Origin of the sequence: Natronorubrum halobium (assembly GCF_051351675.1) — an archaeon.
Taxonomy (GTDB): Archaea; Halobacteriota; Halobacteria; order Halobacteriales; family Natrialbaceae; genus Natronorubrum.
In genome coordinates, this window is record NZ_CP195595.1 from 343,310 (window position 1) to 367,617 (window position 24,308).

A 24,308-nucleotide genomic window follows, 5' to 3' on the forward strand; every position below is an offset into this window, starting at 1 on the left:
CGTTTATGGGACCACTACCCACCGGTTCGCGCCGGCGGGGACGTCATCTTCGTATCGGAGCGGCGGAGTCCGTCCGACCGACCGAACCGACTCTCCGAACGTCGGTCAGACCCCCGGAACGCCGACCGCTTCGAAGCCGGTGACGCCGAGGAACGCGAGCGCGTACAGCACGGCCAGGACGGTCACCCAGGCGAGCAGGCCGATCATCGCCGCGGCGGTCCAGTCGCCGGGGTACCGGAAGTTGATCACCGCGATGTACGCGATCAGGGCCAGGAGCGGCCCCAACAGGGGTATCCACCCCACGACGAAGCCGACGACGGCCCAGACGATCGCCCCGATCAACGCGGTGACGATCGCGTGATCGTAGTCGCCGGCGCCCACGATGACGCGAGCGCCGACGTAGATACCCAGTGCACCGATCAACAGGCTCGCGACGAATACGATGGCTGACGCGATTGGAGCGGATACGACCATGACAGTAGCGCATACGTCAGATAGCCCGAATAGCACACTGCTTGCGAGTTCCACACCGCTATCATGGGTTCGGGATATCGGACCGGAGAACCCCTGTACGGGCCACGTTACAGGGCTTCGAACTGTCATCGAACTCGAGGGGTCCTCGAGTGCGGCCTCGAGGCCACCGACAGATCCCGACGGCGACGAGACCACCGGAACCACGACGTTGATACTACGCCCGTGCATACGAGGCCCCAATGGCGACCGATCAGGCTCAGAGCGAGGCGGCTACGAACGGCACCTACGAGGAGTTCGAACAGCGCGTGCGGCGAATTTCGAACGTATCGAACGCGGCCGGCATCCTGCAGTGGGATCAGGAGGTCGTGATGCCCGAGGCGGGGACGCCCGCCCGAGCGCAGCAGCTCTCGGCGCTCTCCTCGATCGGTCACGAACTCCTGACGGCCGACGAGACCGGCGAGTTGCTCGAGGAACTCGAGTCCGCAGAGCTAACCGACGAACAGGAAGCCGTCGTCCGCGAGGTCCGCCGGCGCTACGACCGCGAGACCAGCGTCCCGCAGGAACTCGTCGAGGAGATTTCGGAGACGACGGCCAACGCTCACCCGAAGTGGAAGCAGGCCAAGGAGGAGGACGACTTCGAACAGTTCGCACCCACCCTCGAGAAACTGGTCGAACTCAAGCGCGAGTACGCGGAGCACATCGATCCCGACGCCGACCCCTACGAGGTGCTCTTCTCGGACTACGAGCCGTATCTCGACCTCGAGACGGCAGAGCGGGTCCTCGAGCGCCTGCGCGACGAACTGGTGCCGTTGATCGACGCGATCGACGACAGTGACGCAGACGTCGAGACGAACGCCTTCGCGGGCACGTTCGAGGACGACGATCAGGAGGCCCTCGCGCGGGACGTCCTCGACTCGCTGGGGTACGACTGGGGCCGCGGCCGACTGGACACCGCGCCGCACCCCTTCTCCTCGGGCACACAGTTCGACGCCCGCGTGACGACCCGATTCGAGGAGGACGACCTGCTCGGCTCCATCACGTCGACGATCCACGAGTTCGGCCACGCGAACTACACCCTCGGTCTGCCCGACGAGGGCTACGGCACGCCGCTCGGCGAGGCGCGGGACCTCTCGGTCCACGAGTCCCAGTCGCGACTCTGGGAGAACCACGTCGGCCGCTCCCGACCCTTCTGGGAGCACTTCCTCCCGATCGCCCGGGAGCGGTTCCCGAGCCTCGAGGACGTCTCCCCCGAAGCGGCCTACGAGGCCGCCAATCAGGTCTACGACGACAACCTCATCCGGGTCGAAGCGGACGAACTCACCTACCACCTCCACATCGTGATCCGGTTCGAGATCGAGCGCGACCTGATCTCGGGCGACCTCGCGGTCGAGGACGTTCCGGAGGTCTGGAACGACAAGTACGAGGAGTACCTCGGCGTCCGTCCCGAAACCGACGCGGAGGGCTGTCTGCAGGACATCCACTGGTCCCACGGCTCCTTCGGCTACTTCTCGACGTACTCGCTCGGGTCCGCGCTCGCGGCCCAACTCTACGCCGCCGCCGAGGACGAATTGGGAGACCTCGACGACGATATCCGGGAGGGCGACTTCGACGAACTCAACGGCTGGCTCCGCGAGAACGTCCACCGGCACGGCAAGCAGTTCACCACGCCCGAACTAATCGAGCGGGCGACCGGCGAGGAGTACACTGCCGAGTACTTCCTCGAGTACGTGACGTCGAAGTACGGCGAACTGTACGACCTCGAGGAGTACTGACGGTCGGAGAGCGGGCGACTCGAGCGAGTAGCGCGATCGATTTCGTTTCGCCGGGTTCGATCGGACGGTCGGTCAGTTCGAGCGCAGTCGCCGGTCCACCCTCGTCTCGTGGCCGAGCGCCCGACCGTGACTCGTGGGCGGCGCGACGCCCGCCGAACGGCACACCGAAACGATAGTAACAACTGAAACGATTTACACACTGATCGCACAGCCGTTGTGCGATCAGGTGTGCATTGACTTTCAATGGCTACTATATTAGTCGAGTAGACGAAACGGCTACCGTATGACAGCCGAAATCTCGCTCGACGGACGGACGCTCGCCGGCGTCGCGAACGACGAAGACGGAGACGTGAGTGCGGAAACGATCTTTCACTTCGAACAGAACGGGGACCGGATATACGCGAGCTACGCCGGCGGCGAGATCGTCGACGGCCACCTGGTCGGGACGTTCGACGGAGAACAGTGGGACATTCGGTACGTGCAGTTGACCGAGGACAACGAGACGGCCACCGGCCACTCCGTCGGAGACGTGGAGTTGCTCGAGGACGGACGTCTCAGAGTCGAAGACGAGTGGGAGTGGGAGTCGAAGGCCGGCAGCGGCGAGTCGGTTCACGAAGAGGTCGACCGGTAGCAGACTGCCGTGTAAAAAGGCAGTCGACCGACGCGCGATCCGGCGGACGAGGTACCACCGGATAGTGGTGCAGTCCTCGAGGACGAGCGGGCTGTGAGTTCTGCAACCCGCGTTTTTTAGGAACCGGTGGCCGTTTTCTCGGCGTATGATCGACACGTCACTCGAGAGCAAAACCGCCATCGTCACCGGCGCGAGCGCGGGCATCGGGGCGGCGACCTGCCGCGCGTTCGCGGCCGACGGCGCGAACGTGGTCCTCGCGGCCCGCAGCGAGGACGAACTACGCGCTCTCGCCGACGACCTCGAGACCGAACACGACGTCGAGACGCTGGTCGTCCCGACGAACGTCCGCGACGAGGACGCGGTCGACGCGCTGATCGACGAGACCGTCGACGCGTTCGGCGGGATCGACGTGCTGGTGAACAACGCCGGCCTCTCTCGAGGCGGCGACGTCGCGGAGATGTCGACCGACGACTACGAGACGATGCAGGAGACCAACGTCGACGGCCTCTTCTACGCGACGCGGGCCGCAATTCCGCACGTTCGCGAGCGCGACGGCCACCTCGTCTTCGTCGGGAGTTTCGCCGGACAGTACCCCCGCTCGTTCAACCCCGTCTACGCGGCCACGAAGTGGTGGACCGGCGGCTTCGCCAAGAGCGTCGCGGCGCAGGTCGGCGACGACGACGTCGGCGTCACGATCGTCAACCCCGCGGAGGTCCGCTCGGAGTTCGAGGCGGCCGACGGGACGACGTTCGAAGAGCACTTCGACGAGGGCGAGGCCAGCGAACCCGAGGAGATCGCCGACGCGATCCTATTCGCTGCCAGCCGCGAGGGCTCGAGTATCAGCGAGATCGACGTCAACCGCCGCGATAAGTTCGCCGACGGCTTCTGAACTGGCCGCGTTCCAGACCGGCGAGAGCGCTTAAAACGCGGGTGGCAGGTGCCGGGTGCAGACTCACCCGTAGCCGACGCCATAGCTGGCGTATGCGCGTTTCCATCCCGGGCGTTCCCGGCGTCTACTACGACACCGATTCCGGCTCGTCGGCGATCGGCGTGGCCATGACGGCCGCCGGCCGAAAGGTTCCGAAACCGAAGGGGTACGCCATCCAGTTGCTGCCGTACCTCTGGTCGTTCGACGTCGACCTCCACGAGGTTCCCAACGACCATCCGATCCAGTATCTCCACCCCGAGGGGGCCCAGAGCCTCGGCGAACTCTCGCCCGAGCGCGGCGTGCGAGAGGCGGGAACCGAACTCGAGTCGGTCCTCCGGTTCGTCTGGTCGGTCAATCAGGAACTCGAGTCGGCGACCAACCAGCTGATCGGTCGCAGCGCAGAGCACGAGGGCGTCGTCATCGAGATCGAGGACGGCAGCGTCGGCGTCGACGGCGAGGAACTCCGGACGGACGAGTTCGACATCGAGGAGGGCTCGATGGGCGAGACGAACATCGACATCGAGGAGGGCTCGACGGGCGAGACGAACATCGACATCGAGGAAGGATCGGTCCGCAAGAGGGACGTCGACGGCGAGGGGAGCGCGGCGGGTGAGACGGAAACCGACCCCGACTCCGAGTCGTTCGGCCTCGATCACTCGACCAGCGACGTCGATACCGACGGCTCCGACACCGACGACATCGATCCGGACGAGCCGTGACCACCGACAGCTAGCGATTCCGTCTCGGGGAGATGGCGTCCGCTCATCGGCGATGGAGACCACAAAAACGACCGTCTCGAGATCGGCGTCGCTTACGCGCCGGCCGACTCGAGGGCGTCTTCGATGTCTTCGCGCTGGGTGACACCGACGAAGCGCTCGACGATCTCGTCGTCGTTCTCGATAATGAGCGTCGGCAGGGAGCGTACCTGGTACTCGTTGGCGATATCCTGTTGCTCGTCGACGTTTACTTTCTCGACTTCGAATCGGCCCTCCCAATCGTCCTCGAGCTCCTCGAGGATCGGATCCTGGGTCTTGCAGGGGCCACACCAGTCTGCGTAGAAGTCCTTCAGTGTGACAGTCATCGGTTCATCGCTAGTTCCAACGCGTCGCGCATAAGGGTTTCCCACCGGTTGTGAATTGCCGCAATCGCGGAGACGCGCCGTGGCCGGCAGGTGCTGGTTTCGACGGGGATGGCGGAGCGATAGCCGATCGTTTTCGCGTCCCGCTACCGTGATCGCCGGTCGTGAAACGGAGTCGATCGACCGACGGCGGGTGCACCCGAGAGCCCGTGTCGGAGCCGCGTCGCGACGGCTCGGCCAGTCACTCGACGAGCGCTTGCCGTGGTCTCCGCCGAGAGCGCGACGCAGGTTCGGTCACACTGGTTCGAGTACATATATAGATAGGATATTCGATATATTCTAGTACATCCTACTTTTGAGATATATTTGAGGCAGATCGCGACTCGATCCCGTCGGTGAATCGGAGCAGTCTACGCGGATCGAAACAGTCCAATACAGGACTCGAGAGAGGAGATCTGGATCGGGGAGGAGAGGTTGAACAATTTCGGAATCGATCAGTAAAAGCGGCCGTTGACAGGGAAATAAAAACGATATTCGCACCTCAATTACCGTCTAAATTCGAATAGATGGAAATTATGTACGGGCAATAACAGAATTAGTAGACGATCGTCGTTCAAGTCCGGCGGATCATCGGTTGAGAGGGATCCGATCGATCGATGGATAGCAATCAAATTTGATAGTATATATGTTTTCAGATATATAGTCGCGAACGCACTCACGTAGCGCTACCGGAGCCGTCCGCGCAGACCGACGGACGGCCGGTCGCTGCCGGTCGCGTTCGTCTGCGACCGAGACCGCGTTCACGACGCGCGCTGGCGTTCGAACGCGTGGGCGCTCGAGAGAACCATCGCATCGTCGAAGCGCTCGCCGATCAGCATGAGTCCGACCGGCAGATCGTTCGCCCGCCCGGCGGGCACCGATATCGCCGGATGCCCGGTCACGTCGAACGGCGACGTGTTGTGAAGCATGTTGAGCGCCCGATCGATCGCCTCGAGGCGCGAGATCGACTCGTCGACTTCGTGGGCGGTCTGCGGTGTCGTGGGCATCGCGAGGACGTCGACGTCCTCGAGCGCCTCGTCGTAGGCGTCGGCCAGTCGTCGGCCGAGATTCTTCGCCTTCGCGTAGTACTGACCGCGGTACTCCTCGGAGAGATACTGGCCGAGAACGAGCGTGAGTTTCAACGTCGTCAGGTAGTCGTCGGCGTGAGCGCGCCGGGCCCGTCCGAACGCGTTCGCCAGTTGGGTGTCGTAGAACCCCTTCCCGTAGTGACCGATACACTCGGCGTCGACCGTCGCGGCCGTCTCCTCCGTCGCGATGGCGTTCCAGATCGTGAGCCCGTCCGCGTGCATCGGTACGGAGACCTCCGTCACCGTCGCACCAGCGTCTTCGAACTCGGTGAGGGCGTCGCGAACGGCGTCGTCGGCCGCCGGCTCGCTGACCGCATGGCCGAACCCCTCCTCGACGACGCCGACGGTCACGTCGGACGGATCGTCCGCCAGCGCATCGAGGTAGTCGGCGGTCGGAACGGCACCCTGTCGGGGGTCGAGATCGTCCTCGCCGGCGATCACGTCCAGCACGCGCGCGCAGTCTTCGACGGTGGAACCCATCGGGCCAGCGTGGTCGAACGACCGACCGAGGCCGGCGATACCGGTGTACGGAACCAGTCCGTGGGTGGGCTTGTGGCCGACGATCCCGCTCCAGGCGGCGGGGATGCGAACCGACCCGCCCTGATCGCCGCCGATGGCTACATCGACGTCACCGTTGCCGACGGCCGCGGCCGACCCCGACGAGGAGCCGCCCGCGATGTGATCCGCATCGACGGGGTTCAACACCGGCCCGGTCGCGGAGAGTTCGCCGCTCCCCGAGAACGCCATGTCCTCCATGTTCAGCTTCCCGGTGATGGTCGCTCCGGCGTCGAGCAGTCGGCTGACGATCGTCGCGTCGGTCGACGGAACGTATCCCTCGAAGAGCTTCGAGCCGAGCGTCATCTCGACGCCGGCCACGTTGATGTTGTCCTTGAGTCCGACGTCGTAGTCCTCGAGCGGGCCGCTATCCGCCCCTTTCACCTCGCATTTGGTGACGAACGCGTTGAGCGGATCCTCGTCGCGTCCCGGTTTGTAGCCGGGGTCGCGGTCGGTGTACTCGACTCGAGGACGAGGGTCCGGAAGCTCGTCCAGTCGTTCGTAGCCGGCCAGCGTCTCGACGATCGCGGCTTCGAAGTCCTCGACCTCCTCGTCGGAGAGGTCGATGTGGTGGTGTGCCGCGCACGTTCGGATCTCTTCCGGTGTCGGCGGTTGGACGTTCGGCGGTGATTCTGACATCCCACCGTGATAGTGGATAACAATAGGCAAAAAGCTTCACCGGTGCCCCTCCTCGAGCGAAAGCGAGGCCGAATCGACCGCTACCGATCAGGCGATACCGTGGTGTCTGAGATAGCCCTCCGTGAGCAGCTTCGCGAAGAAGGACTCGACGACCGGGTCGTACGGCGGCGAGAGGTCGAGGAGGTCCTCGGCGACGGCCCGTTTCGTCTCCTCGAGCGAGTCCGTGGCCTCGTAGTACTCGAGGATCCGTTCGTCGTAGCGGTGAAGTTCGGTTTTCGCGCGTTCGAACGCCGCTTCCGGGTCGTGCGGCCAGACGCCGAAGTGGGGAAAGAGGATTCGATCGGGATCGAGCGTCTCGAGTCGCTCGATGGTGTCGGCGATCACGTCGACGTCGAAGTTGGGAAGGGTCGCCGGCGGCAGCCACTGGTCGGCCCGCTGGAAGTAGAGCCCGAGACACTCGGCGGCGAACAGGAGGTTCCGCTCGGGGTTCCAGACGGCGACGTGGTCGGGGGAGTGTCCCGGCGCGTGGATCAACTCGAGGCCGTTCGCGCCGATATCGATCGTCGTTCCCTCGTCCGGGACGCCGACGATGTTCGCCTCCGGAACTGGTCCCTGTTCGCCCATCAACTCGAAGTGGTCGCCCATCGCCGCCTTGCTGCTGTCGACGAGTCCCTCCGGGTTCGCCAGGTGCGGGGCCGTCGACTCGTGGATGTACACGTCGACGTCCGGTGCCGCGTCGACGAGGTCGCTCGCCGCACCGGTGTGATCGACGTGGACGTGCGAGAGCACGACGTTCGACAGCGCCGAGGGTTCGACCCCACACGCCGCGATGTCGTCCAGGAGCTGCTCTGCGCTGGCGGCGATACCGGCATCGACGAGCGTCGGCTCGTCGTCGTCGAAGAGGTAGACGGACGCGATCCCCGAATCGAACATCTCGATGTCGATCCCGTAGACGGTGTCGGAAACGTCGAATACGGCCATGGGACTATCTGTTCGGCCGAGTAGCAAATCTGTTTCGGGGACGGTCACCGCGCGCGACCCCGTCGGTCGAAAACCGCGCCTACCCCGTGTTATTTGGCTTCGACCCACACAGTAGTCTACAGCGCCATGACTTCGAGAGAACGCGAGTCGATCCGCCCCTTCGAGGTCGACGTCGATCGAGACGAGATCGACGACCTCCGCCGACGGATCGCCGACACTCGGTGGCCGGATCAGTTGCCTGATGCGGGCTGGGAGTACGGAACCGAACTGGCCACGCTGCAGGACCTGTGTGAGTACTGGCGAACGGAGTACGACTGGGCGGCGTTCGAGGACCGACTCAACGAGTTCGACCAGTACGTGACGACGATCGACGGGCAGCGGATTCACTTCTATCACGTCCGCTCGCCCGAGCCGTCGGCCACGCCGCTACTCCTGCCCCACGGCTGGCCCGGATCGGTCGTCGAGTTTCTCGACGTCCTCGGCCCGCTCAGCGATCCGGCGGCTCGCGGCGGCGATCCGGACGACGCGTTTCACCTGGTCGTCCCCTCGCTGCCGGGGTACGGCTTCTCCGGCCCGACTCGAGAGCGGGGCTACGACGTTCACACGATTGCGACCGCCTTCGACGACCTGATGGACCGGCTCGGATACGAGCGGTACGTCGTCCAGGGCGGCGACTGGGGGGCGTTGATCGCCGCGGTCCTCGGCGCGACCGCTCCCGAGAGAGTCGACGCGATCCACACGAACGTGCTGTTCGTCACGCCGTCCGGACTCGACGATCCGAAGGGCATGCTCGACGACGACGAGCGAGCAGACCACCGCGAGACGAAGGCGTTCCTCGAGACCGGCTCCGGCTATCAGGCGATCCAGTCGACCAGGCCGCAGACCGTCGCCTACGGGCTCACCGACTCGCCGGCGGGCCTCGCCGGGTGGATCACCGAGAAGTTCCGAGCCTGGAGCGACGGCGACGACGTGGACGAAACGATCGGTCGCGACCGGCTGCTCGACAACGTCAGCGTCTACTGGTTCACCGAGACGATCAACGCCTCGATGCGCCTGTACTACGAAACCGACGTCGACCGAACGGTCCCGGAGTTCGTGGACGTGCCCACGGGCCACGCCCGCTATCCCGCGGAGATTATCAAAACCCCTCGTAGCTGGGCGGAAGAGTTCTACGACATCGTTCACTGGAACGAGATGCCCGAAGGCGGGCACTTCGCGGCGATGGAGGTGCCCGAACTGTTCGTCGACGAGGTTCGCTCGTTTTTCCGGTCGTACCCGTAGTCGGGGACGACGCGCGACTCCTCGAGCGCGTGTCGGCTACGCGAACGATTCGGCGGCGGCGCGTCTGAGAACGAAGAACTTCAGGTCGCCCTGGAAGACGACCGTCTCGTCCTGAGTAGTCATCTTCGTCTCGAAGACGACCAGTCCGACGTCGTCGCGGCTCTCTAAGTCCTTCGTCTCGGCGACCTCGATGTCGACCGAGACGGTGTCGCCGATGTAGGCGGGATTGGGAAGCACCATCGCGTCCATTCCGAGAAACGCGTAGGCGGTCCGCTCGAGAATCCCGATGCTCATGACGTTGCCGAGCGCGTAGTTGAACGTCATCGCTCCGTGGGCGATCCGTTCGCCGAAGTCGCGCGCTTCGGCGTGTTCTTTGTTGGTGTGGAGTTCGTTCCAGTCGCCGGTCAGCGCCGATTGCATCACTACGTCGGTTTCGGTAATGGTCCGCCCGGGACTTCGGAACGTCTGTCCCTCCCGGAACTCCTCGAAGTGATGTGGCTCGTAACTGTACGCCATACCGCCACCTCTTCGACGAACTACAAAGGCCTTTTCTCGCGACCGGTAGTCGTGCGAGACCGAACGGGAGCGGTGACCTCGCGGCGCTTCCCCGAGAAGAGGAACAGCTATAGGACGACTCCGTGAACACGGATACCATGGACTTCCGCTTTACGGACGAGCAACGGCAGATCGTCGAGATGGTCGCGGATTTCGTCGACGACGAGGTCGTACCGATCGCCAGCGAGATCGACCACGAGGACGAGTTTCCTCGCGAACTCGTCGACGAACTCGCCGAACTCGGGCTGATGGGGATGCCGTTCCCCGAGGAGTACGGCGGCGCCGGACTGGACTATCACGCCTATCCGGCGGCTCTCGAGGAGATCTCCCGGGGCTCGGGCGGCCTGGGAACGATCGTCGCCGCCCACATCTCGCTGGCCGGGAACATGCTTTACGAGTTCGGCGACGAGTCCCAGAAGGAGGAGTACCTCACGCCGGTCGCCGAGGGGACGGACATCGGCGCGTTCGCGCTCTCCGAAGCCGGCGCCGGAAGCGACGTTCCCGCGATGGACACGGTCGCCGAACGCGACTCTGCCGAGGGAACCTCGGCTGATCCCCGAGAAGCGACGAGCGCTTCTCGGGACGGGGACGGCTACCGCATCAACGGCGGCAAACTCTGGATCTCGAACGGGTCGGTCGCGGACACGGTCACGCTGTTCGCGAAGACCGATCGGGACGCGGGGAGCAAAGGAATCTCCTCGTTCGTCGTCCGGCCCGAGGAGGACGACGGCTTCATCGTCGAGGGCACCGAGGACAAACTCGGCGACAAGGGCTGTCCGACCGCCGAACTCCGCTTCGACGACCTCTGGATCCCCGAGGACCGCCTCCTCGGTGCGGAAGGCGAGGGGTTCGTCCAGGCGCTGAAGACGCTCAACGGCGGCCGGATCACCATCGCCGCCCGCTCGATCGGGATCGCACAGGCGGCTCTGGACGAGGCGACGAGGTACAGCCAGGATCGAGAGCAGTTCGACCAGCCGATCTCGGACTTCCAGGCGATCCAGCACAAACTGGCCGACATGGATACGAAAACGCGCGCCGCCCGACTGCTCATGCACGACGCCGCCGACAAGAAGATTCGCGGCGAGAACTTCATCAAGGAGGCCGCGCAGGCGAAGCTCTACGCCAGCGAGATCTCGCGCGAAGTCGCCAACGAGGGGATCCAGATCCACGGCGGCTACGGCTACACCAAGGATTTCCCCGCCGAGCGGTTCTACCGCGACGCGAAGCTCAACGAGATCTACGAGGGCACGAGCGAGGTGCTCCGGAATACGATCGCCGCGCAGTTACTGAACTGACTCCAGTCCGCGATCCTTGAGTTCCGTTTCGACCCTCCACAGCCGAGTACTACCGATCCGGATCGGACGTTTGCAGTAGAGAGACGGTAGAGACTACGCGGCGTCGTCCACCTCGAGTTCGTCGAGGCAGTCTTCGACCGGATCCAGCAACTCGCCGGCGATCGAGTACGGATCAGTTTCACCCTCGCGAACCGATTCGGCGAGGTCGTCGATCCCGCCGGCGTCCTCGAGTCGATCCTCGAGCATGGCGTGGACGTCCTCGCGCAGCAGCGTCCGGATCTCCTCGGCGTACCGTCCGCGGACCTGATCGGCGTGTTCGCCGGAGTCGACGAGGTAGGTGCGGTGGTTGCCGAACTCGGCGATGAGGTCGTCGACGCCCGTACCGTCCGTGGCGACGGTTTCGACGATCGGTGTCGTCCAGCCCGCCACCTCGTCGGTGTCGTCGACCTCGCCGTCCCAGTCGTCGTGGGCGTCGATGACCTCCTGACTGTGGTGGCCGCCACCGCCACCACCGGTCCCACCGCCGCCGTTGCCGAGCTGGATCATGTCTCGGAGTTCCTGCACCGTCCGATCCGATCCGGGTCGATCCGCCTTGTTGACCACGAAGACGTCCGCGATCTCGAGGATGCCGGCCTTCAAGGTCTGGATGTCGTCGCCCGACCCCGGCGGGACGAGGACGGCGACGGTGTCCGCGGTCCGGACGATGTCGATCTCGTTCTGGCCGGCGCCGACGGTCTCGATGATGATCTTGTCCTTGCCGAAGGCGTCCATCGCCTTGACCGCGTCCGCCGTGGCCGTGGAGAGGCCGCCGAGCGTGCCGCGAGCGCTCATCGAGCGGACGAAGACGTCCATATCGCCGACCGTCGAGGCCATCCGGATTCGGTCGCCCAGTACTGCACCGCCCGTAAAGGGCGAGGAGGGATCGATCGCGATGACGCCGACCGTCTCGCCGCGGTCGCGGTAGGTCTCCGCGAGTTTGTCGACCAGCGTCGACTTCCCCGCACCCGGACTCCCCGTGATGCCGATCACGTCTGCCCCGCCCGCGTGAGCGTACAGCGCCGAGACGAGGTCGCGATAGCCCGGCGAGCGGTTCTCGATCTTCGAGATGACTCGAGCCAGCGCGCGGTGTTCGCCCGCGAGCAGCGCCTCGAGCAGTTCCTCGTCGGAACTCATCGCTGGGGCGCGTTCTCGCGGACGAATTCGATCGTCTCCTCGATCGACGTCCCGGGCCCGAAGATGGCCGCCACGCCATCGTCTCTGAGCGGCTGGCGGTCCTCTTCGGGAATCACGCCGCCGACGAGAACGAGCGTGTCCTCTTTGGCCCCGTACTCCTCGAGTCCGTCCATGATCTTCGGAACGAGCGTGTCGTGAGCTCCGGAGAGAATGGAGATACCCAGGACGTCGACGTCCTCCTGGACGGCCGCCTGAACGATTTCGTCTGGTCCTTTGTGCAGTCCGGAGTAGATGACTTCGAACCCGGCGTCACGGAACGCGCGCGCGATAACGTGGGCTCCGCGGTCGTGACCGTCGAGTCCGACTTTCGCAACCATACACCGGATACTTTGCTGATCGCTGCCAGCACTCATACGCCTGCGTTTCACGTATTACCGTATGGTTCTATCGGAACGCCGAATGAAACGCAGTTTCGTTGCACCAATGAAAGCCGAGTTGGACCGCCACCGCCAGTAGAGAGGTTCTCTCGAACCAGCACAAAGGATTAATTCGACCAGCGTGCTTGGTATTGTATGGCAATACGCGAAGCAACGGTCGACGACATCGAGGCGATACAGGACGTAGCACAGCAGTCGTGGACCCGGGACTATCCGAAGATTCTGAGTCGAGAATCGCTGCAGGAGGGACTCGACGACTGGTACTCCGAGGAGCGGGTCAGAGATTCAATCGTCTGGGCGCGCGCGCTCATGCTGGTCGTCGAGCGGGACGACGAGATCGTCGGCTTCGCGCACGCGACCTGGGACAACAGCACGGACGAAGGGAACATCCTCCGCGTGTACGTCGCACCGGACTCCCGCGGCGAAGGGATCGGCGGACGGCTGCTCGAGGAGACCTGTCACTCCCTCTTCGAGCAGGGCGTCGAGCGGGTCAAAGCGATGGTGCTCGACGCGAACGAGCTCGGCAAGCGCTTCTACAGCGAGTTCGGCTTCGAGAAAGGGGACGTCGAGGAGATATCGATCGGCGGAGACACCTATCAGGAGTGTACGTACGTCCTCGAGCGCGAGTCCTACGCGGAGGAGATGGACAGTCTGGCGTAGTCTCCTCGCTCAGACCGGCGAGAGCTCCTCCTGATAGGCGCCGTGGTGGTCCTCGAACACCTGCATGATCTCGCCCATCGAGACGTACGCTTTCACCGCGTCGACGATGTACGGCATGACGTTCTCTTCGTTCTCGATGGCATCCGACAGCGCCGACAGCGTCGCCTCGACTTCCTCGTCGTCGCGTTCGTCTTTGACGCGCTCGAGCCGGTTGAGCTGTCGCTCACGCGTGGTTTCGTCGATCTGGAGGATGTCCGGCGCGGTGTCTTCCTCGATGGTGTACTTGTTGACGCCGACGACGACTTCTTCGCCGCGTTCGACGCGCTGTTGGTACTCGTAGCTCGCTTCCCCGATTTCGCGTTGGAAGTAGCCCTGCTGGATGCCGTCGAGGACGCCGTCGCGGACCGAGCCGTCGCCGATCTCCTTGATCTCCTCGATGTAGGACATGATCTCGGCTTCCATCTCGTTGGTGAGTTTCTCGACGGCGAAACTCCCGCCCATCGGATCGACGATGTCTGCTGCACCGGATTCGTCGGCGATGATCTGCTGGGTGCGAAGTGCGACGCGGACGGCCTTCTCGCTGGGCAGCGCCAGCGCTTCGTCGAAGCTGTTCGTGTGCAGCGACTGTGTCCCGCCGAAAACGCCCGCGAGCGCCTGGATGGTGACGCGGGCGATGTTGTTCAGCGGCTGCTGGGCGGTCAACGACTGCCCGGCCGTCTGGGTGTGGAACTTCAGTCGCTTCGACTCGGGCCGCTCCGCGTCGTACCACTCCTCCATTACGTTCGCGTAGATGCGACGCGATGCGCGGAACTTCGCGATCTCCTCGAAGATCGAGTTGTGGGAGTTGAAGAAGAACGACAGCAGCGGCGCGAACTCGTCGACGTCGAGCCCGCGGTCGAGACAGTCCTCGACGTAGGCGAAACCGTCGGCGAGCGTGAACGCGGCCTCCTGGGCCGCCGTCGAGCCGGCCTCGCGGATGTGGTAGCCCGAGATGGAGACGGGGTGGAAGTTCGGCGTCTCGTCGACGGCGAACTCGATGGTATCGGTGACGATCTTCAGCGAGGGCCCCGGCGGGATCACCCACTCCTTCTGGGCGATGAACTCCTTGAGCATGTCGTTCTGGAGGGTGCCTCTGACCTTGTCCCGGGGGACGCCCTGTTGGTCGGCCAGCGCGATGTACATCGCGTAGATGACCGCCGCCGAGGGGTTGATCGTGAACGACGTGGAGACCTCGTCGATGTCGATGCCGTCGAAGAGGATTTCCATGTCCGCGAGCGTGTCGACGGCGACGCCCTCTTTCCCGACCTCACCCTCGCTCATCGGGTGGTCGGAGTCGATTCCCATCAGCGACGGCATGTCGAACGCCGTCGAGAGGCCGGTCTGGCCCTCGTCGATGAGATAGTGGAACCGCTCGTTGGTCTCTTCGGCGGTCCCGAAGCCGGCGAACTGGCGCATCGTCCACGCCCGACCGCGGTACATCGTCGGGTACGGCCCGCGCGTGTACGGTGGTTCGCCGGGAAATCCGAGATCCTCCTCGAAATCGAGATCGGCGATATCGTCCGGGGTGTAGAGTCGGTCGACTTCGTGATTCGAAACCGTTGCGAACCGGTCCTTTCGCTCGCCGTGTGCCTCGAGCGCGGGATCGAGCGTCTCCGCTTCCCACTCCTCCTGTCGCTCGCGGATGTCATCGAGCTCGGTATCGTCGAACATTGGTGTGACTAACAGTGCCAGTATTCTAAAGTCTTGTTATCGGGACACTGGTCGGTTTTTGAGACGCCAGTACCGGTGTTCGTCACACCCCGTTTCGGGCGAACGGCCCTCGCGCCCTAATCGTTAAGTGATACTGAGTTGATTGTCATCTATGCACACGATTTTGCTCCCGATAGACGAAAGTGAGACGCGCGCCCGACGGGCGGCCGAAACCGTCATCGAACTCCCCGGCGACCCCGAAGAGAAGGCGGTCGTCCTGCTTAACGTCTCCGAAGAGACGAAACAACCCTGGTTACAGGAGTTCGAGACCCAACGGTCGGAGGGTCGAACGGATCCCGAGTTGCCGGCCAGCACCGAAGCGGCGCACGAACTCCTTTCCAATGCGGGAATACCAGTGGAAACGCGGTTAGAGCGGGGGGATATCACCGAGGAAATTCTGGCCGTCGCTCGAGAGATCGACGCGGACAGTATCGTGATGAGTGGGCGCAAGAAAAGTGCCGCCGGAAAGGTGCTTTTCGGCAGCGTCACCCAGTCGGTGTTGCTCAACGCCGACACGCCGGTCACCGTGTTGATGAGCGAGGAGTAGCGAATCGTTCGAACTCCTCCTGCCGAGTAGTGGAATTCGATAGGTAGCTTCTCAACGCGTGATCCACTACCGACATCCGTCGAACAGGAGTATCACGAGAGTCGGCTGCAAAAATCGACAGTGTTCGCCGCCTCAGTCCGATTTTCTGAATTCGGTCCAACTGAACACCGCGAGTGTGATCCACCCGATGGCGATGATCGCGGTGAGCCGGTTATCGTTGTGGACGGCGAGCGCTGCGGTACCGATACCGATGAGCAACCATACTATCGTCCCCGCTTTGGATCCAAAGAGTTGCATAGACTAGAGTTGTGGCTTACCAGGGCTGGATTCCCCACCAGAGGATCGGTAGCATGAGCACGGCGAGGACGATCAGCGGCATCGCGCTGTTAAAGCGTTCGGTGCCGTCGTCGGGGTAGCCGTGCATTTCATTGATGAGTGACGCGTTGTCTGCTGGTTTAACGTCGAACGCATCGATCTGTTCGGCAATGAGCGAGACGAGGACGAACGCGAGGATCGACAGCGGGAACGCGATCATGATCGCATCGATACCAATGGAGGCTGTCAATCCTTCACCGCCGGCGGTAATCCCGCTGAACGCGTGCGGAGAGAGCAAGATGACGGTTACGAAGCCGACGAAACTCGAGGCGATAGCACCGTATCGGTTCGCACGGGCCGACCAGACGCCGAGGACGATGGTCGGTGTGATCGCGGCCGCACTGACCGCGAACGCCCACAAGATACTCACGACGAGGAACGCCGGCGGATTGAGCGCGATCAGCGCGATGATGAGACCGGCGGCAATGACGGACGCGTAGCCGAACTGCGTCTTGCGATCTTCGGTGATATCGAGTTCGAATGCTTCGATGATATCGTTCGCGACGGCAGCGCTGATGGCGAGCATGTGTCCGCTCACAGTCGAGAGTCCGCCGGCAATCGCGCCGGCGACGACGTAGCCGGTGACCGTATTGCCGTTGAACGCGAAGTTGAGATAGAAGATCATCTTGTCCAGGTCGGCATCGGCGATCTCGTGGCCCTGATTTTCGAGCCAGAAGACGCCAGCGAACGCGACGGCGTATATCGTCGCGAACATCATCCCGGTGACGAAGATGAACCAGAAGACGGTCTTGCGGCCGGCTTCGACGTCACGGCTGGTGAAGATGCGCTGTGCGAGGTGGGGCATACCGATGGGGCCGAGCGCCATCGCGAGGAACATTGCGAAGTACCATCTGGTGTCGAACGCCATGTCGAAGAAGCCGGGATTGGTTTCCTGCATCTGTGGAACCAGGTCGCCGTAACCGAGCGGCGGGAAGAACCAGCCGCTCGAGCCGAGCTGGTTCAGGACGAACATCATCGGGACGAATGCCGCGGTCAGCATGATCCAGAACTGCAGGGCGGAGTTGTAGGAGACGCCCCACATCCCGGCGATGACGACGTATCCGGTCACCAGTGCTGCGATAGCGAACAGGGAAAGAGTGTAGTCCCAGCCGAGCAGGACTTCCGTAATCTGTGCGAGACCGATGAACTGGCCCAGCGCGTACATGAGCATGACGAACACGATGAGCAAGGCCATGACCATCGACATCACGTTGCCGTATCGGTCCTTGCAGAACGTCGCCGGGGTGTACGAGCCGAGTCGGCGGAGCGTCTGGCCGTACAGAATGACGATCAGGGGGATCGAGAGCAGGAAGTTGGTCCAGACCGCCAGAAACGGTATCTGGACTGTGATCATCAACGCGACCACGCCCATGAACGTGGCCAGACTCTCCCACGTTGCGGAGATCGCGGAGCCGTTGACGAACGGGCCGATGGTCCGGCCGGCAACCATGTAGTCGTCCGTTCCCTGAATGTTCTTTTTCATGTAGTAGCTGATCCCGTAGTAGGCGATGAACGTCGCACCGATGATCAGTACGGGAATCAGCAGTTCCGTGAACGTCTCTTGGAACTGATATTCACCGGCCTGCTGTAGCGGCTTAATCATCGTCATCACCCGGATCGGCTCCGACTTCGCTGGCCGCTCCGACGTCGCTCGTAGCTGCGTTCATCTGTTGCTTTTCCTCCATGATGGAGGTGGTCACGTACTGATAGTAGCCCCAGTACAGGACGAACATCGCTGCCGGCCCACCGGCCACCAGCCAGAAGTAGTGGAACGGGAACCCGAGTACCGTGAAATTGGGCGTCCCGAACATGGTGAACCAAATCCCCGAGTGTATCACACCGATGAGTGCTAACGCTGCAATCATTGATGCGAGTGCTTCCTTGGTATGTGTCTGCATACACTACACCTCGTCATAATGCAAGTATTAAATTCTTACGCATAGATAGACCTAATATGCCTAATATCCGTACACTATGCCGTCCGTTCTAACGAGTGACAATAATTTAACTAATATTCGAGCGAGGATACAATCCCGTAGCTCGGAATAATTAGCGAAACGGCCATGGAACCCGTCTGGAATGGGGGCCGCGAGGCGAATGCGGCCGGAATTATGGCGCGAGTTCATCCGTGAGATCGAAGAACGTCTCGACGATCAGATCCGGTTCCGTAGCGGACGGATCCCACGGTCCATCATCGCGATTGATCCACACTCCCTGCATCCCCGCGTGCATCGCTCCCCGAACGTCGAAGGTCGGTCCGGCGACGTGCGCCATCGACTCGAGTGCCGTCCCGGTTCGGTCCGCCGCGTGTCGGTAGATATCGGCATCGGGTTTGAACGTTCGAATCTCGTCTGCGCTGATCGTGTCGCTGATCACGTGTCCGATCTGCGCCGACTCGACCATCGACTCGAGCATTGCGGGGTTGCCGTTCGACAGCACGTAGACGTCGTATCCGGCGTCGGTAAGCGTCTCGAGACCGTCTCGAACGTCGTCGAACGGGTCGAGGTCGTGATACGCCGAGAGGACCTCCTCGACCGTCTCGGACGACAGCTCGATCCCGCGGCTCTCGAGTGCGAAGCGAAGCGCGTCGCGGTTCATCTCGTAGAACGTCTGGTACTCGTCGACGAAGTTGCTCACCATCGTGTACATGATCGACCGGCTCCGCCAGAGAGCGGAGATCGGACGAACCGCATCGACGTGCGCCTCGAGCGCCGTTTCGACGGCGTCCGGATCGACGAGTGTTCCGTACGAATCGACGGTGATCGTGTCTACTGAAGTCGAATCGAACGACATACGCGATTGGTTAGACGCCACGACGCATATACGGTGGGGTCCGTTGCACGGCCCTCTCGGCTCGATCGGAGACGCTCCGGGTCAGTCGAACGCGCGTTTCCCGGTCGCGTCGACCGTCGCCGCGTACACCGGCAGGGCCGGAACCACGGTTTCGATCGGGCCCCGGTTGAAGTCCCGAAACAGCGTCTGCAGTTCCGAGATCGCTTCCTCGTCGATTCCGCGCCGAGCGAGCGACGCCGGCCCTAACTCGGGGGTGAACGGAACGCCGTCGACGAATTCGGACACCGATGTTCGAGCGTCGTCGACTGCGGTCGAGAACGAGTCGTCCTGGAGAATCGGCTCGAGGTCGTCCCACGTCGGGACCAGATACCCGGGCCACTGTGCGAGCGTCCGATAGATACTCGGGAGTCCGTCCTCGAGTCCGTGAAACGATTGAATAGCCGGGACGACGTCGTCCAGTTCGGCCGGCGTCTCGTCGAACGCGATCATCGTCGGCGGTCGCCCCCGGTCGGCGTCGAGCCAGGGCGGGAGGGGCGACGTCGCCTCACGCGTTTGGTCGGGATCCGTTCCAATCGGATCCTCGTGGAGCGCCCGATCGACGAGTTCGAAGAGCACGGCGAGTCGCGGTGCGACGACGTCGTAGGTCGCGAGTTGGCCCTGCAGTTCGCCGTACTCGGCCGGCGAAACGTCGAGTTCTCCACAGCGATAGGTCGGCACGGACGTCTCCGCCTCGAGCGCTGAGAGGACGGTGTCCCGATACGTAACCGACAGACGGCCGAAGCGGGCCGTTTCGAACACCGGCTTCACCTGTCCCCAGGCGTACCGGCAGAACTCGGGGTAGTTCGCGATGGTCGTTCGAAAGATCCAGTTGACGATCGGCGCTCTGAACGTCCATTTGATGTCGTCGTAGAGCCCGCGCTTCCAGCCCGTCGCGTCGGTCTCGTACAGTTGCTTGCTCGTGTCCATACCGGAGCAGCGACCGCCTGTCGTGTTAACTGTTCTCCTCACCCGTGTGATCCGACCGGCTCTTCGTCACCGAGAGAACGCGAACGATTCCACACGCCGCTTACCGACCGCAGACGTGTCAGGAACGCAGTAGTGGCAAGAAGAGCGGAGGCAGCAAAACATTAAAGCGGACATACTATGATTGGTTGAGTATGGGTGTGGATTACGATACCATAGTCGAGGAGTTCGAATGGGATATTCCAGAATCGTATACGATCACGTCGACCGTCGCCGACCACGCATCGTCGTTCGGCGATCGAGTTGCCGTTCACTTTCTGAACGAAGACGGCCATCGCGAAGAACGGACGTACGCCGATCTTCGAGACGATATGAATCGGTTCGCCAACGGACTCGAGGAACTCGGCGTCGGCAAGGGCGACCGCGTGATGCATCTGCTTCCGCGGCATCCGGACGTGTTCGCCGTCCAACTGGGTGCGCTCGCGACCGGATCGCTGCTGGTCCCCTGTTCGTCGATGCTGCGAGCGAAGGACATCGAGTTCCGCTCGAACGACTGTACCGCCACGTCGATCGTGGTCCACGAGTCGCTCACCGACATGGTCGAACCGATCCTCGAGAACACGCCGCTCGAGCGCGTGATCGTCCTCGACGGCGACGATAGTGAACTCGACGGCGAGCAGTGGTCGTCCTTCGAGTCGGTTATCGACGGCCAGTCGACCGAGTACGACGGACCCGACCTTTCCTCGGAGGACCCGATGTCGGTCAACTACACGAGCGGGACGACCGGACAGCCGAAACCGGTCCTCCACAAACACCGCTGGCAGTACTGCTTCAATCGGATCAACGGCACCTACTGGTGGGGCGTCGACGAGGACACCGATCTCGAGGACGAGTTGCTGTGGGCGACCACCGGCACCGGCTGGGCGAAGTGGTTCTGGAGCCCCGTCGGCGTCGGCCTGACGACCGGCGCGACGCAACTCATCTACGACGGCGGTTTCGAACCCGAGGTCTTCCTCGAAATCCTCGAGGAGGAAGGCGTCACCAAACTCTGTGCCGTCCCCACCCAGTACCGGATGTTCGCGAACGCCGACCTCGAGTCGTACGACGTCCAGTTGAACGACACGCTCTCGGCGGGCGAACCGCTCAACCGCGAGCCGATCGAGCGCATTCAGGACGCCTGGGGTGTGACTCCGCGCGACGGCTACGGACAGACCGAAACCGTCGCGCTCGTCACGAACTATCCGGGCATCGACGTCAAGATCGGGAGCATGGGGAAGCCGACCCCCGGCGTCGGCGCGACGATCATCGACATGGACGAGGAAGAAGAGGCCGACGCCGGTGAGATCGGTGAAATCGCGGTCCCCGTCGACTCGCCCGCCATCTTCGACGGCTACTACGAGAAACCGGACCTCGACGAGCAGAAGCTGTCCGGCGAGTACTATCGAACCGGCGATCTGGCCTCTCGAGACGAGGACGGCTACTTCTTCTTCGAAGGCCGCGCCGACGACATCATCATCTCCTCGGGCTACCGCATCGGCCCCTTCGAGGTCGAAGACGCGCTCATCAGTCACGAGGCCGTCGCCGAAGCGGCCGCAGTCGACAGCCCCCACGACGAACGCGGGAGCGTCGTCAAGACCTACGTGATCCTCGCGGAGGGCTACGAAGGCAGCGAGGAACTCAAGACCGAACTCCAGGACTTCATGAAGGAGGAGACGGCCCCCTACAAGTATCCGCGCCGCATCGAGTTCGTCGACGAACTCCCCAAGACCTCGAGCGGGAAGATCCGACGAGTCGAACTCCGCCAGCAGGAACAGGAGAAGTACAGCTAACCCTTCCAGATCAGTCCCGAGATCGCGCCCTCGAGGACGATTTCGTCGTCGCCGTTCGTACAGACGACGCCGCTCTCGATTTCGTACCGGTCGTCGCGCTCGACGACCGACTCGTTTCGCCAGGTACAGGTGATCCGCTCGCCCGTGTACACCGGTCGGACGAACTCGAGTTCCATTCGTCGCGCCAGATAACTGAGATCGCCGCCGATCTTCGTCGACAGCGACGCGGTGAGCAGCCCCTGCACGACCAGCTCGCCGTCCTCGTTGGGTTCGGTGTGAATCGCCTGCTGATCGCCGGAGAGTTCGCCGAACTCGCGAACCTCAGCGGTCGTGAACGTCCGTTCGTACGTGCGCTCGTCACCTTCTTTCGGAACTGACGTCGACATGGCCGTTCGTTCTCGACGGCTCGGCTTCAAACTGCCGTCCATCTAATCCTGCTGCGAGGCAGCGCCTCGTCGTGGCCGTTCCGCCCACCAGGCTGCCCGCTCGTCACCCGAGTCAGGCGTCGCCACGGGTGCGGATGCACTCGTGAATCTCGTCGGGCAGCGGGGTGGCGTCGAACGAGTCGTCGACGAAGACGAACGAGACTTCCCCGTCGGCGACGCGTTCGCCGTCGGTCGGACGAGTGATCGCGAACGCGAGCGTCAGCGAGGACGTCCCGCTGTCGACGACGGTCGTCTCGAGCAGCGCCTCGTCGCCGGCGCGGAGCGGCGAGCGGAACGAAGCCGACGCCTCGACCGCGGGAAGGACGTAGCCGGCGCGTCGGTACCGCTCCATCGGGTGTTCGCCGTCGGTGGCGAGCCTGAAGTAGTCGTTCAGCCCCACGATCACGAAGTGGAAGAATCGCGGGTAGTAGATGAGCCCGCCGGCGTCGGTGTCGCCCCAGTCGACGGTGATCTCAGTCGTGTGTGCCATCGTTCGGTCGGAACGTGATCGTTCGGTCGTCGGTCGTCTCGCTCGGTTCGACGGTCGCCGTAACGGTGTCTCCGATCTCGGCGTCGGCCGGATCGACGCCGCGGAGGATTCCGGTCAGTCTGACCGGTCCGAACGCCGCGAGCGCCGTCACGTATGGCGCGTCGTCGTCGAACGCCGGCGTCGGCACGGTGACGGTCGTGTGCGTGACGATCTCGCCCGTCTCCGGCAGCGCCAGCGTCTCGAGGTCGCGATCCCCGCAGTGGGGACAGCTCCGCCGCGGTGGAAGCGTTCCGTGGCCGTTCGAACACTCGTGGTAGTAGCCGTCACCGGACTCGAGAGCCTCGAGGAACTCGTCGTAGCCGTCGGTACGAGGCTCACTCATGCGACGACCTCCAACACGTGAACCGTCGCACTGGCGACCGTCCCGCCGGCGTTGTGGGCGAGACCGACGGTGACGTTGTCGTCGACGGCGTCCGAACGGGGATGGGTTCCCTCGAGCAGCATCCTGACGGCCGCGATCTGAGCGGCGCCGGTCGCCCCGACGGGATGGCCCTTGGCCTTCAGCCCGCCCGAGAGGTTCACCGGCAGCGTGCCGTCGCGGCGCGTCTCGCCGCGGCGGGCCGCGCCGAGCGCTTCACCGTGGCTGTACAGCCCGAGTCCCTCGAGCGCGAGCACTTCCGCGATCGTGAAACAGTCGTGGACTTCGGCGAGACCGACGTCCGCGGGTTCGATTCCGGCGTCGTCGTACGCCGCTTCGGCGGCCTCGCGCGTTCCGGGCGTCTTCGCGAGCGACTGGCGATCCTGCAGCGCCATCGTGTCGCCGCCGTGCCCGGAGCCCGTAATCGCGACGCCCGAGTCGAGTCCGTGTTCGGCGGCGTACGACGGAGAGCAGAGGACGACGGCCGCAGCGCCGTCGCTGATCGGGCAGGCGTCGTACAGGCCGAGCGGCGCGGCGATCTCCGGGGCCTCGAGGACGTCGTCGACGGTGATCTCCCGTCGGAGGTGGGCGTGGTCGTTGACGAGCGCGTTGTCGTGGTTCTTGACCGCGATGTGCGCGAGGTCCGCCCGATCGCCGCCGTACGCGTCGAAATACGCTCGAGCCAGCAGCGCGTACGCCGCCGGGAACGTGACGCCGGCCCGTACTTCGAAGAGGTCGTCTGCCGCACGGGCCAACCCGTCGGTCGCACCGGCGGTCCCCATGTTGCTCATCCGTTCCATGCCGCCGGCGACGACCACGTCGGCGTCACCGGCCCGAACGGCGCGGACCGCGTCCCGAATCGCGACGCCGCTCGAGGCGCACGCGCTCTCGACCCGTCTGGCCGGCGCGGTCGTGCCGAGGGCCTCCGCGACGAGCGGCCCCTGGTGGCCCTGTCGCTCCGAGAGCGTGCCGACGAAGTTGCCGTAGAACACCTCGTCGACGTCTGCAGATGTGAGCCCGGCGTCGTCGAGCGCGGCGAGTCCGGCCTCCGCGAACATGTCTCGTCCGGTTCGGTCCGGAAACGATCCGAACGCAGTCGTCCCTGATCCGGCAATGAATGCCTTCGTCATTAG

At 63.6% G+C, this 24,308-nt stretch carries 25 protein-coding genes; 9 read left to right on the top strand and 16 right to left on the bottom strand.

The window, feature by feature from the left end; all coding sequences use genetic code 11:
* Window positions 1-105 precede the first annotated feature (105 nt).
* Window positions 106-474, bottom strand: a complete 369-nt coding sequence (locus ACSFC7_RS01655; RefSeq protein ID WP_436346032.1) for a hypothetical protein — start codon at window positions 472-474, stop codon at window positions 106-108.
* Between the two features lie 239 nt (window positions 475-713).
* Here ACSFC7_RS01655 and ACSFC7_RS01660 point away from each other — a divergent pair, with 239 nt between their 5' ends.
* From ACSFC7_RS01660 to ACSFC7_RS01675, 4 genes are all read left to right on the top strand, one after another.
* Window positions 714-2,246 carry a carboxypeptidase M32 gene (locus ACSFC7_RS01660; protein WP_436346033.1) on the top strand — a complete coding sequence of 511 codons (1,533 nt, stop codon included), beginning with the start codon at window positions 714-716 and terminating at the stop codon, window positions 2,244-2,246.
* Between the two features lie 283 nt (window positions 2,247-2,529).
* Window positions 2,530-2,877 (top strand): hypothetical protein, encoded by a 348-nt coding sequence (locus tag ACSFC7_RS01665; RefSeq protein WP_436346034.1) that lies wholly within the window; start codon window positions 2,530-2,532, stop codon window positions 2,875-2,877.
* A 145-nt stretch (window positions 2,878-3,022) separates the two neighbouring features.
* Complete coding sequence (locus tag ACSFC7_RS01670; RefSeq protein ID WP_436346035.1) at window positions 3,023-3,766, top strand: SDR family oxidoreductase; 744 nt, start codon at window positions 3,023-3,025, stop codon at window positions 3,764-3,766.
* 92 nt (window positions 3,767-3,858) lie between these two features.
* Window positions 3,859-4,524: a hypothetical protein gene (locus tag ACSFC7_RS01675; protein ID WP_436346036.1), complete on the top strand. Its 666-nt coding sequence runs from the start codon at window positions 3,859-3,861 to the stop codon at window positions 4,522-4,524.
* Between the two features lie 92 nt (window positions 4,525-4,616).
* On the opposite strand, the gene trxA is transcribed toward ACSFC7_RS01675, so the two are convergent.
* The 3 genes from trxA to ACSFC7_RS01690 all read right to left on the bottom strand — a co-directional run bounded on the left by trxA (window position 4,617) and on the right by ACSFC7_RS01690 (window position 8,185).
* Window positions 4,617-4,886, bottom strand: coding sequence for a thioredoxin (gene trxA, locus ACSFC7_RS01680; protein WP_436346037.1), 270 nt, complete (start codon window positions 4,884-4,886; stop codon window positions 4,617-4,619).
* Window positions 4,887-5,683: 797 nt separating this feature from the next.
* Window positions 5,684-7,204, bottom strand: coding sequence for an amidase (locus ACSFC7_RS01685; RefSeq protein ID WP_436346038.1), 1,521 nt, complete (start codon window positions 7,202-7,204; stop codon window positions 5,684-5,686).
* An 87-nt stretch (window positions 7,205-7,291) separates the two neighbouring features.
* A complete protein-coding gene (locus tag ACSFC7_RS01690; protein ID WP_436346039.1) occupies window positions 7,292-8,185 on the bottom strand; it encodes an MBL fold metallo-hydrolase in 894 nt (297 codons plus the stop codon).
* A 126-nt stretch (window positions 8,186-8,311) separates the two neighbouring features.
* Here ACSFC7_RS01690 and ACSFC7_RS01695 point away from each other — a divergent pair, with 126 nt between their 5' ends.
* Window positions 8,312-9,466 (top strand): epoxide hydrolase family protein, encoded by a 1,155-nt coding sequence (locus ACSFC7_RS01695; protein ID WP_436346040.1) that lies wholly within the window; start codon window positions 8,312-8,314, stop codon window positions 9,464-9,466.
* A 36-nt stretch (window positions 9,467-9,502) separates the two neighbouring features.
* Here ACSFC7_RS01695 and ACSFC7_RS01700 read toward each other — a convergent pair whose 3' ends face one another.
* Window positions 9,503-9,982 (bottom strand): MaoC/PaaZ C-terminal domain-containing protein, encoded by a 480-nt coding sequence (locus ACSFC7_RS01700; protein WP_436346041.1) that lies wholly within the window; start codon window positions 9,980-9,982, stop codon window positions 9,503-9,505.
* 137 nt (window positions 9,983-10,119) lie between these two features.
* Here ACSFC7_RS01700 and ACSFC7_RS01705 point away from each other — a divergent pair, with 137 nt between their 5' ends.
* A complete protein-coding gene (locus ACSFC7_RS01705) occupies window positions 10,120-11,316 on the top strand; it encodes an acyl-CoA dehydrogenase family protein (RefSeq protein WP_436346042.1) in 1,197 nt (398 codons plus the stop codon).
* A 93-nt stretch (window positions 11,317-11,409) separates the two neighbouring features.
* Here the strand turns inward: ACSFC7_RS01705 and meaB are convergent, their stop codons facing one another.
* Window positions 11,410-12,489 carry a methylmalonyl Co-A mutase-associated GTPase MeaB gene (gene meaB, locus ACSFC7_RS01710; RefSeq protein ID WP_436346043.1) on the bottom strand — a complete coding sequence of 360 codons (1,080 nt, stop codon included), beginning with the start codon at window positions 12,487-12,489 and terminating at the stop codon, window positions 11,410-11,412.
* Window positions 12,486-12,902, bottom strand: a complete 417-nt coding sequence (locus ACSFC7_RS01715; RefSeq protein WP_436346044.1) for a cobalamin B12-binding domain-containing protein — start codon at window positions 12,900-12,902, stop codon at window positions 12,486-12,488. Before ACSFC7_RS01715 ends, meaB begins: the two co-directional genes overlap by 4 nt.
* Before the next feature lie 159 nt (window positions 12,903-13,061).
* On the opposite strand from ACSFC7_RS01715, the gene ACSFC7_RS01720 reads away from it, so the two are divergent.
* Window positions 13,062-13,586 (top strand): GNAT family N-acetyltransferase, encoded by a 525-nt coding sequence (locus tag ACSFC7_RS01720; RefSeq protein ID WP_436346045.1) that lies wholly within the window; start codon window positions 13,062-13,064, stop codon window positions 13,584-13,586.
* 9 nt (window positions 13,587-13,595) lie between these two features.
* On the opposite strand, the gene ACSFC7_RS01725 is transcribed toward ACSFC7_RS01720, so the two are convergent.
* Entirely contained in the window at window positions 13,596-15,296 is a 1,701-nt protein-coding gene (locus tag ACSFC7_RS01725) for an acyl-CoA mutase large subunit family protein (RefSeq protein WP_436346046.1), read from the bottom strand.
* A 151-nt stretch (window positions 15,297-15,447) separates the two neighbouring features.
* On the opposite strand from ACSFC7_RS01725, the gene ACSFC7_RS01730 reads away from it, so the two are divergent.
* The gene (locus tag ACSFC7_RS01730) at window positions 15,448-15,882 is read left to right on the top strand and encodes a universal stress protein (RefSeq protein ID WP_436346047.1); all 435 of its coding nucleotides are present in this window, start codon (window positions 15,448-15,450) and stop codon (window positions 15,880-15,882) included.
* Window positions 15,883-16,195: 313 nt separating this feature from the next.
* On the opposite strand, the gene ACSFC7_RS01735 is transcribed toward ACSFC7_RS01730, so the two are convergent.
* From ACSFC7_RS01735 to ACSFC7_RS01750, 4 genes are all read right to left on the bottom strand, one after another.
* A complete protein-coding gene (locus ACSFC7_RS01735) occupies window positions 16,196-17,860 on the bottom strand; it encodes a sodium:solute symporter family protein (protein WP_436346048.1) in 1,665 nt (554 codons plus the stop codon).
* Window positions 17,853-18,155 (bottom strand): hypothetical protein, encoded by a 303-nt coding sequence (locus ACSFC7_RS01740; RefSeq protein WP_436346049.1) that lies wholly within the window; start codon window positions 18,153-18,155, stop codon window positions 17,853-17,855. Before ACSFC7_RS01740 ends, ACSFC7_RS01735 begins: the two co-directional genes overlap by 8 nt.
* Before the next feature lie 211 nt (window positions 18,156-18,366).
* Window positions 18,367-19,050, bottom strand: coding sequence for a haloacid dehalogenase type II (locus tag ACSFC7_RS01745; RefSeq protein WP_436346050.1), 684 nt, complete (start codon window positions 19,048-19,050; stop codon window positions 18,367-18,369).
* 81 nt (window positions 19,051-19,131) lie between these two features.
* Complete coding sequence (locus ACSFC7_RS01750; protein WP_436346051.1) at window positions 19,132-20,016, bottom strand: halocarboxylic acid dehydrogenase DehI family protein; 885 nt, start codon at window positions 20,014-20,016, stop codon at window positions 19,132-19,134.
* 191 nt (window positions 20,017-20,207) lie between these two features.
* Between ACSFC7_RS01750 and ACSFC7_RS01755 the strand changes: the two genes are divergently transcribed.
* A complete protein-coding gene (locus ACSFC7_RS01755) occupies window positions 20,208-21,842 on the top strand; it encodes an acyl-CoA synthetase (protein WP_436346052.1) in 1,635 nt (544 codons plus the stop codon).
* Here the strand turns inward: ACSFC7_RS01755 and ACSFC7_RS01760 are convergent.
* The 4 genes from ACSFC7_RS01760 to ACSFC7_RS01775 form a co-directional block, all read right to left on the bottom strand.
* The gene (locus tag ACSFC7_RS01760; RefSeq protein WP_436346053.1) at window positions 21,839-22,228 is read right to left on the bottom strand and encodes a MaoC/PaaZ C-terminal domain-containing protein; all 390 of its coding nucleotides are present in this window, start codon (window positions 22,226-22,228) and stop codon (window positions 21,839-21,841) included. The two genes, ACSFC7_RS01755 and ACSFC7_RS01760, sit on opposite strands and share 4 nt — an antisense overlap.
* Window positions 22,229-22,340: 112 nt before the next feature.
* On the bottom strand, window positions 22,341-22,757 hold the full coding sequence (locus ACSFC7_RS01765) for an acyl-CoA thioesterase (RefSeq protein ID WP_436346054.1): 417 nt from the start codon (window positions 22,755-22,757) through the stop codon (window positions 22,341-22,343).
* Window positions 22,741-23,139, bottom strand: a complete 399-nt coding sequence (locus ACSFC7_RS01770) for a Zn-ribbon domain-containing OB-fold protein (protein WP_436346055.1) — start codon at window positions 23,137-23,139, stop codon at window positions 22,741-22,743. Before ACSFC7_RS01770 ends, ACSFC7_RS01765 begins: the two co-directional genes overlap by 17 nt.
* Complete coding sequence (locus ACSFC7_RS01775) at window positions 23,136-24,305, bottom strand: thiolase C-terminal domain-containing protein (RefSeq protein ID WP_436346056.1); 1,170 nt, start codon at window positions 24,303-24,305, stop codon at window positions 23,136-23,138. The genes ACSFC7_RS01770 and ACSFC7_RS01775 overlap by 4 nt, the downstream gene beginning before the upstream one ends.
* Window positions 24,306-24,308 lie beyond the last annotated feature (3 nt).